10 protein-coding genes are annotated in these 12,186 nt (G+C 35.7%); all 10 read left to right on the top strand.

Annotation, left to right across the window (positions count from 1 at the left end; translation table 11 throughout):
• Nucleotides 1–155: 155 nt before the first annotated feature.
• The 10 genes from QQZ16_RS08505 to QQZ16_RS08460 all read left to right on the top strand — a co-directional run bounded on the left by QQZ16_RS08505 (nt 156) and on the right by QQZ16_RS08460 (nt 12,110).
• A complete protein-coding gene (locus QQZ16_RS08505) occupies nt 156–797 on the top strand; it encodes a 50S ribosomal protein L25/general stress protein Ctc (RefSeq protein ID WP_031537128.1) in 642 nt (213 codons plus the stop codon).
• 152 nt (nt 798–949) lie between these two features.
• The gene (pth, locus tag QQZ16_RS08500) at nt 950–1,513 is read left to right on the top strand and encodes an aminoacyl-tRNA hydrolase (RefSeq protein WP_031537129.1); all 564 of its coding nucleotides are present in this window, start codon (nt 950–952) and stop codon (nt 1,511–1,513) included.
• A gap of 92 nt (nt 1,514–1,605) precedes the next feature.
• Nucleotides 1,606–1,836 (top strand): anti-sigma-F factor Fin family protein, encoded by a 231-nt coding sequence (locus tag QQZ16_RS08495; protein WP_109768913.1) that lies wholly within the window; start codon nt 1,606–1,608, stop codon nt 1,834–1,836.
• A gap of 519 nt (nt 1,837–2,355) precedes the next feature.
• The gene (mfd, locus tag QQZ16_RS08490) at nt 2,356–5,895 is read left to right on the top strand and encodes a transcription-repair coupling factor (protein WP_048719099.1); all 3,540 of its coding nucleotides are present in this window, start codon (nt 2,356–2,358) and stop codon (nt 5,893–5,895) included.
• A gap of 476 nt (nt 5,896–6,371) precedes the next feature.
• Nucleotides 6,372–6,908: a stage V sporulation protein T gene (spoVT, locus tag QQZ16_RS08485; protein ID WP_031537132.1), complete on the top strand. Its 537-nt coding sequence runs from the start codon at nt 6,372–6,374 to the stop codon at nt 6,906–6,908.
• Nucleotides 6,909–7,108: 200 nt separating this feature from the next.
• Complete coding sequence (locus QQZ16_RS08480; protein ID WP_031537133.1) at nt 7,109–7,489, top strand: GntR family transcriptional regulator; 381 nt, start codon at nt 7,109–7,111, stop codon at nt 7,487–7,489.
• Between the two features lie 2 nt (nt 7,490–7,491).
• Entirely contained in the window at nt 7,492–8,589 is a 1,098-nt protein-coding gene (locus QQZ16_RS08475) for a DUF1648 domain-containing protein (protein WP_031537134.1), read from the top strand.
• A gap of 177 nt (nt 8,590–8,766) precedes the next feature.
• Nucleotides 8,767–10,377, top strand: a complete 1,611-nt coding sequence (locus QQZ16_RS08470; protein ID WP_081836616.1) for a putative polysaccharide biosynthesis protein — start codon at nt 8,767–8,769, stop codon at nt 10,375–10,377.
• Nucleotides 10,374–11,837: a nucleoside triphosphate pyrophosphohydrolase gene (gene mazG / locus QQZ16_RS08465; RefSeq protein WP_031537136.1), complete on the top strand. Its 1,464-nt coding sequence runs from the start codon at nt 10,374–10,376 to the stop codon at nt 11,835–11,837. The genes QQZ16_RS08470 and mazG overlap by 4 nt, the downstream gene beginning before the upstream one ends.
• A gap of 15 nt (nt 11,838–11,852) precedes the next feature.
• Nucleotides 11,853–12,110: an RNA-binding S4 domain-containing protein gene (locus QQZ16_RS08460; RefSeq protein WP_031537137.1), complete on the top strand. Its 258-nt coding sequence runs from the start codon at nt 11,853–11,855 to the stop codon at nt 12,108–12,110.
• The last annotated feature ends 76 nt before the right edge of the window (nt 12,111–12,186 follow it).

Genomic DNA, 12,186 nt, shown 5'->3' with positions numbered 1-12,186 from the left:
ACTTTCTGATTAGTCGCTTGCCTTTTGGCAGGCGACTATTAGTATTGTCGTACTCTATTTAATAGAGAAGCAAAATTCTCTATGTTTAAATTTCTTCCATTTAGGGCATTTTTTATATAAGAGTGTTCATTGAATAAATAATGGAAGGTGAAATAATGACGACAACTTTACAAGCAAAAAAACGTATGACAGACAAGCATTCAAGCTTAACGAAATTAAGAAATGAGGGAGAAATCCCAGGAATTGTGTATGGATCAAAAGTAGAAAATACGTCGATTTCCTTAAGTGAGGCAAATTTCTTAAAAACGATTCGTGAGGTTGGAAGAAATGGTGTTATTTCGCTGGATATCGACGGGGAAACCTATAATGTCGTTTTAAATGAATATGATTCCGATCCAATAAAGCGAGCAGTACTGCATGTGGACTTCTTGGCAGTTGATTTATCAAAAGCTATCAGTGCACCAGTGAGAGTTTCCTTAGTGGGAGAAGCAGCTGGAGTGAAAGATGGCGGCGTTATGCAGCAGGCATTACATGAAGTAACAGTAACAGCAAGACCTAATGACATACCGACTAGTATTGATATTGATGTAACAGAACTCCAAGTTGGAGATACGATTACTGTCGGAGATGTTAAGGGTTATGATAAAATAGAAATAGACCATGAACAAGAAGAAGTAATCGCATCAATTCTTGCTCCAAGACAGGAAGAAGAGATTAGTACAGGAGAACAACAAGAAGAAGGAATGCCTGATAATGTAGAAGGCAGAGAAACGGAGCCGGATACAAAAGAAGAGTAATGCAATTCCTACAAATGAATTCTCCCTGTACGTTTAGAAAGTACATTTCTAAAGAAGGCTAGCAAAAAAAGGTTTGACCGGTAAGTGTTTCTATTGGCCAAACCTTTTTCATATATAGCTTACATAGTGATTAATAAATCAGGGGGATTGTCATGAAATTAATCGTGGGCCTTGGGAATCCAGGGAAGCAATATGATAGAACAAGACATAATATAGGTTTTGAAGTAATAGATTTTTTATCCAACCATTACAATATTCCATTAGATAAAGCGAAATTCAAAGGGAATTTTGGAATAGGGAATATTGGGGGCGAAAAAATAATTTTACTAAAGCCGCTTACATATATGAATCTCTCAGGAGAATCAATTCGTCCGATTATGGATTACTATAATCTTGAGCCAGAGGATTTAGTAGTCATTTATGATGATTTAGACTTACCTGTTGGGAAAATTAGACTTCGTCAAAAGGGAAGCTCTGGTGGACATAATGGGATCAAGTCTACGATTCTTCATGTTGGGACAGAAAAATTTAATCGTATAAGAGTTGGAATTGATCGTCCTAAAAATGGTATGAAGGTTGTTGATTATGTCCTTGGAAAATTTACAAAAGAAGAAATGGACATATTAGAGGGAACGATCAGAAAATGCGCGGACGCATGTGCACAATGGGCTGAGGAACCTTTTTTGCAAGTAATGAATAAATATAATATCCAGTAAGATATTGTTCCATTCCTGTTTATTCGGTTATATTTAGCTACGAATAGGTTAATACTAGCATTATTATAATGTGCTAGTAAGGAGGCCTTGGAATGGCTATACATTATCATTGCAGACATTGTGGTGTGCATATAGGTTCACTTGATACAGGAGCAGTAGAAGCAAATCGCTTAGGATTCAATCATTTAACAGATGAAGATCGTTCAGAAATGATTCAATATCATCAAACAGGAGATATTGAGGTAAAATCAATTTGTGAGGATTGTCAAGAATCATTGTCTAAAAATCCTGGTTACTATGAAAATGATTATTTGATTCATTAATAGACTGTTTAAAAAGATACTGTTTTTAATTAGGAAAAAAGCTTTGGACTAATCCAAAGCATTTTTCCGTTGTCTATATACATGTTTTCTTTTGTAGCAGGAATATAGGCAAGATATCTCGTATATAACAACATAAAGGAGTATTTTCTCCACATTTTAACAAAGCCGCTTTTAGGAGAGGGTCAAGTCTTCTCAGGCTACTGCGTGTGGGAGCTTGGACTTTCACGCAGCTTCTCAGGCTGCTCAGTATCTCTAATTGTTTATTTATCATATTGAGAAAGTAACAATCTTTTAGAAAACAGCTTTTTCAAAAGAAACATATAGATGATGTCTTTATAAGAACTAAATAGATGGCAATTATAAATATTTATATAAGATAGGAACAGATTATAGGTTAAGTGCTTATCTTAGAAAAGGGCTAGATAGCTAGTGCTATGTCACTTTACTAAAATGTATAAACAAACTAGCTCTGCACCACTTATTATGGTGCCTTTGCTTTTAAATGGGAGGGAAAATTTTTTGTTAGGGCTAAAAGAGTTATTTAAACAGCAAGAAGATATACAAAATGTCATTTCTGGATTAGAGGCTGGATTGCATGAGCAATTAGTTTCAGGTCTTTCCAATTCAGCACGTACTTTATATATGACTTCTATTTACGAAAAAACGAAGAAACCTTTATTAATAGTGACACATAATTTATTGCAAGCACAAAAGCTATATGATGATATTACAAATATTGTGGATGAAAAGGAAGTCTTCCTTTATCCAGCGAATGAATTAATTGCTGCTGAGATTAGTATTGCGAGTCCAGAGCTTAAGGCACAGCGTATTGAAGTATTGAACTATTGGGCTAAGAAAAAATCAGGAATCATGATTGTTCCAGTAGCCGGGCTAAGAAAGTTGCTGCCTCCAAAAAAGCTATGGAAGGAAGCGCAATTAAAGCTTGAGATAGGGCAGGATTTGGATTTAGAGGCATTTTTATTAAGGCTTGTTCATATGGGATATGTGCGAGCAGAAATGGTTTCTTCACCTGGAGAATTTAGTGTGCGTGGTGGAATATTAGATATCTATCCATTGACAGAAGAAGATCCTCTTCGCATTGAATTATTTGATACGGAAATTGATTCCATCAGGGCTTTCTCACTTGAGGATCAACGCTCGAAAGAAAAGAAAGAAGTGGTTAGCATTGGGCCGGCTACAGAAATTCTTTATGATGAAAAAGCAGTCGATGAACTATTAAGCAAGCTGGAAAAGGGCCTAGCTCAAAGTTTAAAAAAGATAAAAGATGAAGCGACGAAAACGTTACTTGCGCAAAACATAGGCAGAGAAATAGAACAGTTAAGAAATGGACAAAAGCCAGAACAATTATATAAATACTTATCCATTCTTTATGGGGAACATGTAAGTTTAATAGACTATTTACCGACAAACGGCTTTTTAATTATTGATGAAATTAGTAGAGTGCAAGAAATGAACGACACGCTAGAGAAGGAAGAGGCTGATTGGTATACGAGCTTATTAGGCGAGGGAGCAATCATTCATGGATTAACCTTATCCCAAAGTATAAGCCATCTTTTACATCAAGCAAAACAGCCAATTGTCTATCTATCTTTGTTCTTACGCCATGTGCCAAATACTAATCCGCAGAATATAATCAATGTTTCTTGTAAACAAATGCAAAATTTTCATGGTCAAATGAATGTGTTAAAAACAGAAATAGAAAGATGGAAAAAGAATCATTACACCGTTTTATTGCTTGGTAATAGTGGGGAACGTATAGAAAAGCTAGATCAAGTTCTACGGGATTATGATATGGAAGTAATGATTCAAAAGAATGCCAAGAAGATTGCTGAAGGGAAAATCCAACTAGTAGAAGGGCATCTGCAATCAGGATTTGAACTTCCTATTTTAAAGCTAGCTGTAATAACAGAAGAGGAATTATTTAAAACAAAAACAAAAAAAATCTCTAAAAGAAGACAAAAGCTATCAAACGCGGAAAGAATAAAAAGCTATTCGGAATTAAATGTTGGAGATTATGTTGTTCATGTTAACCATGGAATTGGTAAATATCTTGGAATTGAAACACTTCAAATAAATGGTGTTCACAAGGATTATTTACATTTACGATATCAAGGAAATGATAAGCTATATGTTCCTGTTGAACAAATTGACTTAGTTCAAAAATACGTAGGGTCAGAGAGTAAAGAACCGAAAATATATAAATTAGGCGGCAATGATTGGAAGCGTGTGAAGAAAAAGGTAGAGTCTTCTGTTCAAGATATAGCCGATGATCTTATAAAGCTATATGCAGAAAGAGAGGCATCTGTTGGCTATGGGTTCTCTCCAGATGGAGAAATGCAGCGGGAATTTGAAGCAGCATTTGCTTATCAGGAAACAGAGGATCAGTTGCGCTCCATTCATGAAATTAAAAAGGATATGGAAAGAGAAAGACCGATGGATCGCCTTCTTTGCGGAGATGTTGGTTATGGGAAAACAGAGGTTGCTATTCGTGCAGCTTTTAAAGCGATAGCTGATGGAAAACAAGTTGCTTTCTTAGTGCCAACGACAATCTTAGCTCAACAGCATTATGAAACGTTGAGAGAGCGTTTTCAAGATTATCCGATTGAAATAGGTTTATTAAGTAGATTCCGGACGAGAAAACAGCAAAACGATACAATAAAAGGGCTAAAAGCGGGAACTATTGATATTGTTGTAGGAACACATCGGATTCTTTCTAAGGATATTTCCTATCGAGATTTAGGTTTGTTAATTATTGATGAAGAACAGCGATTTGGGGTAACGCATAAGGAGAAAATTAAACAGTTAAAAACAAATGTTGATGTGTTGACATTAACAGCAACCCCAATTCCAAGAACACTCCATATGTCGATGTTAGGTGTACGAGATTTATCTGTCATCGAAACACCTCCTGAAAATAGATTTCCTATTCAGACCTATGTAATGGAGTATAATGGTGGACTTGTAAGAGAAGCGATTGAAAGAGAGCTAGCAAGAAATGGGCAAATATATTTTCTATACAATCGTGTAGAAGATATTGAAAGAAAAGCGGAAGAGATATCCATGTTAGTCCCTGATGCAAGAGTAACATATGCACACGGTAAAATGACGGAAAATGAATTAGAATCAGTAATGCTTGGATTTTTAGAAGGAGAATACGATGTTTTAGTAAGTACAACCATTATTGAAACAGGGGTAGATATTCCGAATGTAAATACATTGATTGTCCAAGACGCAGATCGCATGGGGCTATCGCAGCTCTATCAATTACGGGGAAGAGTAGGTCGTTCTAATCGAGTAGCCTATGCTTACTTTACGTATAAGAAGGATAAGGTCTTAACAGAGGTAGCGGAAAAAAGGCTGCAGGCAATTAAAGAGTTTACAGAGTTAGGGTCTGGTTTTAAAATTGCCATGCGGGATTTAACGATTCGTGGGGCTGGAAATCTCCTAGGTGCTCAGCAGCATGGATTTATTGATTCTGTCGGATTTGATTTATACTCTCAGATGCTGAAAGAGGCGATTGAAGAGAGAAGAGGCACCATAGATGAAGAACAAAAACGAACAATCGAAATTGATTTAGATATTGATGCCTATATTCCTGAGTTCTATATAAGCGACGGACAGCAAAAGATTGAAATGTATAAAAGATTTAGAGGCGTTGCAACTTTAGATGATATGGAAGAACTAAGAGAAGAATTAACAGACCGTTTTGGAGACTATCCAGAGGAAGTTTCTAATCTTTTCAGGATTACAGAAATGAAGATTTATGGGAAGCAAGCTGGAGTAGAATTAATTAAACAAACAAAGGAAGAAGTGCTGATTCTCTTATCAGAACAAGGTAGTGACCGCATGGATGGTCAAAAAATATTTGAGAAAAGTTCTAAATATGGCAAAATGATTGGTCTTGGCATGGAAGGAAGAAAACTAAAGATGATCTTCCATGTAAAGGGTGTAGAGAAGGACAAATGGCTTAAGGTGTGTCAAGAAATGATAGAAGCATTGAGTACCTTTAAAAAAGAACCAGAGGAAGTTACTAAGTAAATGTAGATGACGAATAAAAATGTGAATAAAAGCCAAACAACCCATATTTACGTGTGGATTGTTTGGCTTTTTTGTTTGGCTGGAATACTTATGTCCAAACCTCTTTAATACCCAAAGTTATGAAGAAAATTGTGGAAAACGAATGTTTAATAAGGGGGGACAAGGGTATACACAAATATAGATAAAGGATAAAAAGTTCTCATTAAATGACATCTAAGTTAAGTACCGGAATAAATAAATGGTTATACCAAAATTTGGGATATAATATTCCCGCTTGTTAAAAATATGGTAAATGTTTTTGTTAGGTGAAATATTCACCAAGGAAAATAAAGCTACCTAGAGAAAATTTTGCATGATTAATGTATAGAACTTACCATATGAAAGATACTATGTTTAAATATGGTGAACATTTCATGTATAGTGAGAATGCACTCACCAATTTTAAAAATCATCTGATGAAAGTGAGGCAACACGGAATGAAAGCAACTGGAATTGTGCGTCGAATCGATGATTTGGGTCGTGTCGTTATCCCAAAAGAAATCAGAAGAACATTACGAATTCGTGAAGGTGATCCATTAGAGATTTTTGTTGATCGAGATGGAGAAGTAATTTTAAAGAAATATTCACCGATTAGTGAGTTAAGTGATTTTGCTAAAGAGTATGCAGAAGCTCTTTATGACAGTTTAGGAAGTGCTGTATTGATTTGTGACAGAGACTCTTACATTGCCGTTTCGGGTGGATCGAAGAAGGACTATTTAAATAAAAATATTAGTAATATAGTGGAAAAGGCAATGGAAGATAGAGGAACTATTCTTATGAATCAACAAGATCAAGTTTCCTTAGTGGATGGTACTACCGAAACTATTTCTGCTTATACAATTGGTCCAATCATTGCAAATGGAGATCCAATTGGAGCGGTTGTCATCTTTTCAAAAGAAGACTCCCTTGGTGATGTAGAGAAAAAGGCTGTAGAGACTGCGGCAGGATTTTTAGCTCGCCAAATGGAATCATAATCATGCTTGCATAACGTTTTCTTTTACTAATCCATATATTGTTTAAACCGTCGACAAACTCAGGAATTGGAGTTGTCGACTTTTTTTGTACTTACATAAATAATAGGAACTTCATTTTTTATTTGGAAAATGAATATTGTTCTATTCAAACTAGAACAACATTGTTATAATAAGTATATAACAGTTTAAGGTGGATGATTATGTATATTCAAATTAATCCTGATTTAGAAATGCCGATTTACGAACAGCTTTCGATGCAAATTATGATAGGGGTAATAAGAAAAGATATACAGGATGGAGATGTATTGCCTTCTGTTCGTTCATTGGCAGCTGATTTAGGCGTAAATATGCATACTGTAAATAAAAGCTATCACGAATTAGAGAAAAAGGGACTAATTCAAATTATTCCTAAATCTGGTGCAGTTATCCGAACCGCTAATCGAAAGCTATCTGAAGAAGAGAAAAACAGAACATCAGATAATTTAAAGCCGACTATAGTGGAAGCATTAGTGCTAGGGATGAATGAGGAAGACATATTAAGCATAGCAAAATCAATTATTCAAAACTTGAAGGAGGAATAGTAATGGAAGCACTTATATTTATTATGATGATGTTGTTAACAGTCATGCTTGAGGCAGCTATCCCTTTTCTAATAAGAAAAACAATCGTATTTGGGGTTTCCATTCCAAGTACACAAATAAAGCATCCACAAATTTCTGTATATAAAAAAAGATATTCTCTTTTAATTGTGGTACCTGCTCTTCTTCTTCTTCTTGCTTATTGCATTTGGCAAGCAACCAATAGTCCCCAAGCCAATCAAGTAGCGATTGTTGGAACGTTTCTTTTGTTTGGAACTTTATTTTGGAGCTTTAGCCTTTATTTCTATTTTCATGGGAAAATGCTTGAATTGAAAGGTGAAAATAAATGGGAAGAACAGTTAAAAGTAGTAAGTGTAACAGAGCTTGGGATTAGACAAAAGGATGAAATGCTTCCGTGGTATGTGTTTCTAATTCCGATGATTATTACGGTAGGATTCCTTCTTTTTACTGCAACTCAATATGATGTGTTGCCGACAGAGATACCTGTGCACTGGGGAGCTGATGGTAAAGCTGATCGATTTACGACAAAGACACCTATCTCTTCTGTGTCATTGCTTCTCGTTTTGCTAACAATGCAATTCATGTTTTTAGGTATTAATATAGCGACAAAGAGATCAGGGATCAAAATAATTGCTAATAATAAACAAGCATCCAAGCGAAGACAGCTAAAGTATCGTAAATATTCAAGCTGGCTTAATCTTCTTATATCCATTACCATAACTGTTCTGTTCATTCTTTTACAATTAACAACGTTATACAATAATATTTTCAGTGATTACATGATAGTTATTATTCCTCTCCTCCTTACAGTAGTCCTATTAATTTGTACCATTGTATTTACGTTTAAGGTAGAGCGGTTAAATCGGGAATTAGATGGAAAAGAGCAAGAAACGCAGGAAATTTCCACTTTTGATGCTGATAACCATTGGAAGGGTGGCTTGTTTTACTTTAATAAAAATGATCCTTCTATTTTTGTTGAAAAGAGATTTGGAATTGGTTGGACAATAAACTTTGCAAATCCAATTGGATATTTATTACTATTTATTCCTTTGCTGCTTATCCTCCTTTTAAGCTTTATATAGAGGGACATTAAGAGCGCTTCTTTCCAGGTCTGTATAAACAAATAATTGGAAAACGGCTTGTTGACAGTGTTTCTTAATTATTAGTAGGTAGAAAGGAAGGATATGGATGTAAGCAGGCATCTTCCTTCCAACTATGCTATAATACAAGGCGAAGTAATTATGGAAGGAGCTAGACATGTGAAGACTTCGCAATCAAATGTCTGGTTTAAAGGCGCTTTTATTCTGATGTTAGCTGCCTTAATAACTAAAGTACTAAGCGCTGTATATCGAATACCGTTTCAAAATATTGTCGGTGATAAAGGATTTTATATTTATCAGCAGGTTTATCCTTTTTACGGGGTAATTATTGCTTTATCTACATATGGTTTTCCAGTAGTCCTATCAAAATTGTATATGGAAATGAAAGTAGAGGGGAACCAATCGGGTATAAATAGACTTGTGAGTTCCTCTTTTTACTTGTTTTTTCCCATAGGGATTGCTGCTTTTCTTATTTTGTTTTTCAATGCCGGAAGACTGGCTACTTGGATGGGAGATCCCTATTTAGCATCTTTGTTGAAGGTGATTTCTTTTGCATTTCTTTTTTCTCCATTGACAGCTATTTTGCGAGGAATCTTTCAAGGGGAGGGCAATATGATTCCGACAGCAGTATCACAGGTGAGTGAACAACTGCTTAGAGTTGGGATTATCTTATTTGTTGCTGTCTTTTTTTCCTATAAAAGATATTCCTTGTATGCGATTGGTTCTGGGGCTATGTTTGGTTCTGTCATAGGAGGCTTACTTTCCCTGCTAGTACTAATCTATTTTTATCGAAAAAAATCTTTTTCTCTATTCCGAGTTTCCGCCCTTTTTCACAAGGAAAATCGTCTTCTATCTAAAAGAGTAATATTTGAGGGAATCACGATTTCGATTAGTAGTATGCTATTAATATTATTGCAGCTTGCAGATTCTTTGAACTTATATGCCTTATTAATCGAAAATGGAGTCGCGGATGAAACGGCTAAAGTCATGAAAGGTATTTATGATAGAGGGCAGCCGCTCATACAAATTGGAAGTATTATATCCACATCCATGGCTTTAAGTATTGTCCCGCTTATTACAAAGAATCGGCAAAAGGAAAGTAAAAAAGATCTAATGGAGAATATTCATTTCTCTCTTTTAGTCAGTTATTTTATCGGCCTCGGTGCTACTGTAGGTTTGATCGGGATTATTAATGAGACAAACAGGATGCTTTTTGAAAATGATGCTGGGTCTCATGTCCTTGCCATTTTGTTTTTTATTATCTTCTTTAATGCCATTATTGTTACGGTAATGTCCATTCTTCAAGGGTTAGGTCATTCTTTCTATCCGGCCATTTTGATTATATTTGGTTTTATAGGGAAGTATGTTCTTAATATCTGCCTTGTTTCTTCTTATGGGATTGCAGGTGCAGCTTATGCATCGCTCATTATATTATTTATTATTTTACTTTTAATGGTGGTAAAATTGAGAAGAATAGTCAAGGAGCCAATTATTGATCTAAAGCAGATAGCAATCATTATTGGGGCGAGTTTCGTAATGTTACTTGTTCTAAAAGGATATATACCTCTTTCCTCGTTGTTGCTTGAATTTATAGAGAATAATCGCATAAAAAGTGCTATACAAGCATTATCTGGTGTTATGATAGGCGGCATCGTGTATGTGTTTCTTGTTTTGCGAGGAAATGTTTTTAAAGAGAAGGAATTACTTCTATTGCCGTTAGGAAGTAAACTAATTTGGTTTTTACCGAAAAGAAGGAAGGGAACTAAATGAAGCAAATAAAGATTATTGGATTGGGTGCAGGGGATATAAATCAACTGCCATTGGGTGTCTACCGAAGCTTAATGGATGAGAATAAAGCGGTATATGTACGGACGAAGGATCACCCGGTAATATCAACCCTTGAACAGGAAGGTGTCATGTTTTATTCATTTGATTCTATTTATGAGAAACATGATCAATTTGAAGCAGTATATAAAGAAATCGTTGCATTTCTAATAGAAAAAGCTAAAGAGACAGACGTTGTATATGCAGTTCCAGGTCATCCACTTGTTGCGGAAAAAACGGTTCAATTATTAATAGAAAAAGATAGAGAAGGAGTGGTCTCTATTGAAATAGCCGGTGGCCAAAGCTTTTTAGACAGCATTTTTCAGGCATTGCGAATCGATCCAATTGAGGGCTTTCAATTATTGGATGGAACAGACCTTGATCGCTCAAGCATTCAGCTTAGAAATCATTTAATAATTGGCCAAGTATATGATGTCTTTTCTGCATCTGAAGTGAAGCTGACGCTAATGGATATACTGCCATATGACTATCCTATTAAAATTGTAACTGCAGCAGGAAGCAGTTTGGAATGCATAAAAGAAATGGAGCTACATGAGTTAGATAGAGAGATGGACTTAAATAACCTAACGAGTGTCTATGTGCCGCCTGTTCGGGAGGAAAAGCTATTACGTAAAGAGTTTTCTCAGCTACGACGTATTATAGCGGAGCTTCGTGGACCGAACGGCTGTCCGTGGGATAAAAAACAAACACATGAAAGCTTGCGTAAGTATCTACTAGAAGAAAGCTATGAATTAATTGAGGCCATTAATGAAGGAGATATTGATCATATTATCGAAGAGCTTGGTGACGTGTTATTGCAAGTGATGCTTCACGGTCAAATAGGAGAAGATGAGGGCTACTTTTCTATTGATGATGTAATCGAGGGAATATCCGATAAGATGATTCGCAGGCATCCTCATGTATTTGGAGAGGAACAGGCGGAATCTGTCGATGATGTGATGAAGCATTGGCAAAATGCAAAGAAAAAGGAAGCAAAGAAAGAAAAGGATTCTGTGTTAGATGGAATTAATCAGGCATTACCACATTTAATGCAAGCCCACGAATTACAGAAAAAAGCGGCAAAGGTTGGCTTTGATTGGCCGGATGCAGATGGAGCTTGGGAAAAGGTAAAAGAAGAGATTCTAGAGTTTGATAAGGAAATAAAAGAGGCAAGTAATGAAGAAAGGATAGAAAGTGAATTTGGCGATGTTTTGTTCTCGCTAGTAAATATCGCTAGATTTTATAAGGTTAATCCTGAGCTTGCTATCTTGCAGACAAACAAGAAATTTATTCAGCGTTTTTCTTATATAGAAGAGAGGGTGAAGGCGTCTGGAATGGAATGGAGTCAAATGAGCTTAGAGGAATTAGATGGGTATTGGAAGGAAGCAAAGAAAAAACAACGATAAGAAGGAGCGGTTAAGATGCGACTAGATAAATTCTTGAAAATTTCACGCTTAATTAAACGAAGAACGTTAGCGAAAGAGGTAGCGGATCAGGGACGAATTTTAGTAAACGGGCTGCAGGCAAAAGCGAGCACTAATGTGAAGGTAGGAGATGAGCTTCAGGTGCGTTTTGGGCAAAAGCTAGTAACAGCAAAAGTGGAAATGCTACAGGAATCTACGAAAAAAGAAGATGCAGCAAATATGTATAAAATAATGAAAGAAGAGACCATTTCATAAGTTTAATTAGCTGTATTATTGGTAATAAAACAAGGTAGAGTTGTTTCGACTATCTTCCTTTTGAAGGCTTGTTCTA

The organism is Bacillus sp. T2.9-1, assembly GCF_950097965.1.
Taxonomy (GTDB): Bacteria; Bacillota; Bacilli; order Bacillales; family Cytobacillaceae; genus Niallia; species Niallia hominis.
Note: the sequence above shows the minus strand (reverse complement) of the source record. Positions and strands in the feature narration are given on the sequence as shown.

What these genes read in the sequence shown, in the direction of transcription:
- QQZ16_RS08505 (WP_031537128.1), top strand. Translation starts at nt 156, where the DNA reads ATGACGACAACTTTACAAGCAAAAAAACGTATGACAGACAAGCATTCA.
- pth (WP_031537129.1), top strand. Translation starts at nt 950, where the DNA reads ATGAAATTAATCGTGGGCCTTGGGAATCCAGGGAAGCAATATGATAGA.
- QQZ16_RS08495 (WP_109768913.1), top strand. Translation starts at nt 1,606, where the DNA reads ATGGCTATACATTATCATTGCAGACATTGTGGTGTGCATATAGGTTCA.
- spoVT (WP_031537132.1), top strand. Translation starts at nt 6,372, where the DNA reads ATGAAAGCAACTGGAATTGTGCGTCGAATCGATGATTTGGGTCGTGTC.
- QQZ16_RS08480 (WP_031537133.1), top strand. Translation starts at nt 7,109, where the DNA reads ATGTATATTCAAATTAATCCTGATTTAGAAATGCCGATTTACGAACAG.
- QQZ16_RS08475 (WP_031537134.1), top strand. Translation starts at nt 7,492, where the DNA reads ATGGAAGCACTTATATTTATTATGATGATGTTGTTAACAGTCATGCTT.
- mazG (WP_031537136.1), top strand. Translation starts at nt 10,374, where the DNA reads ATGAAGCAAATAAAGATTATTGGATTGGGTGCAGGGGATATAAATCAA.
- QQZ16_RS08460 (WP_031537137.1), top strand. Translation starts at nt 11,853, where the DNA reads ATGCGACTAGATAAATTCTTGAAAATTTCACGCTTAATTAAACGAAGA.